This window comes from Peribacillus sp. P4_C12, assembly GCF_056402095.1.
In genome coordinates, this window is the sequence record NZ_JBFUIB010000739.1 from 1 (window position 1) to 1,504 (window position 1,504).

General features: G+C 34.0%; 1 protein-coding gene. It reads left to right on the top strand.

Features of this window, described 5'->3' with window-relative positions:
- Positions 1 to 496: ATP-binding protein (locus tag AC1DUW_RS28540; protein WP_477644145.1), on the top strand; the 496-nt coding region annotated here is incomplete at its 5' end.
- Positions 497 to 1,504 lie beyond the last annotated feature (1,008 nt).

A 1,504-nucleotide genomic window follows, 5' to 3' on the forward strand; every position in this document is an offset into this window, starting at 1 on the left:
GACTCTGCAAAATCTATTACATGTTTCTAAACCTGATTTACACGAGGAGCCTTTTGTTCCCATTGATTTATGTAAGGAGTTAACTGCTCTTTTGTTTTTATTCCAAGAAAAACTTTATAACGTGGAAATAGAATGGGATTTAAGGGATTCAGAGAGAAAAGTAGTTGGAAAGAGAAATTTATTTCTAAAAGCCTTTTTTAATCTGGTGAAGAATGCAATTGAGGCAATTGAGGGGATTCAGGGTAAGGGAAAAATAAGAATTGAACATTATTATAAAAGTGGAAGGATTCATATAAAACTTAGTGATACAGGAGTAGGATTATCTAAAGATAAGTTAAAGATGCTAGGAACACCGTTCTTTTCCACCAAAAGCGAAGGAACAGGTTTAGGCCTAACTCAAGTATTTACAACGATACATAAACATGGAGGGGATATCTCAGTTAAAAGTGTAGTTGGTAAAGGAACTACCTTTCATGTTCAGCTTCCTGTTAAATAAAAAATGTCTTCTAAATCATTAATGGCGTTTGTCAGTGAAAGAAAGATCCCAAAGATAATCACCTTGATATGCCGTTTATCTTAGTATGAAATTGTAAATGATCGTACATACAAAAGGCTGTCAATTGGCAGCCCTCTTATTTTTTTAGCAATCACTAATAAGTAATCAATAAATACAGATTACCAAACCCAGCAATTATTGAAAAAACTTTATTATCGAACGAATTATCATTTTTTCCGCCCCCTTTATGTCGCAGTATTTGTCGACGGTGGAATAATAATGCCCTATAGATTCTAAAATAATCAAGGGCATCTGTCCTGTTACCCCCTCTAGTTCTAAAAAATCTATAAAATGACTTAATTCTCTCGTATGCTTTATCTCGTGGCTTATATAAAAAAAATACGATATTAAGATATTTAAGGTTAAAGGATTATTTATATATTCTATCGAGGTTAATGTTGCAATACGATATTTTGTTTAAATAATTTTAATTGCATCAGTTTTCACGTCTGACACTTCTTAAATAGATGTCCTGGTACCTTCTCAGAGTTTTCTAAACTCGTGTTTTTCTATTTCTTACTTTTCACTTTATAACTGGTCTTATTTCTTTTTAAAAGCCCTTCGTTTATTTCCTACTACTGTTGACCTACATCAAAACAGCATTCAAGATATCGTTGAGGAAGGAATCTGTGATGAAAAGACATGCCCCTGAAAAAGGGTGAGGAGAAGTCTCTCCGTTCCCTTCTGTACAGATGATAATAAAAATGTCATTGTCACCCCTAATAATGGCATGATACACAGTTTTTTGTTCCTATCTGAATAGTAGTTTCTAAAAAATACAGTCATTTCAAACAGGACCAATTGAACTACCCACCACTTATCGACCTTACGGTCTGATTGAAGTGGGGGATTCCTAAGAACATTAGCCTATCGGCCAATTTTTAATTAGGCTACTCCCGTAGTTCCTACGGTTAGAAGCCTTATGGCTTCATTCATTAGATTGAGTCC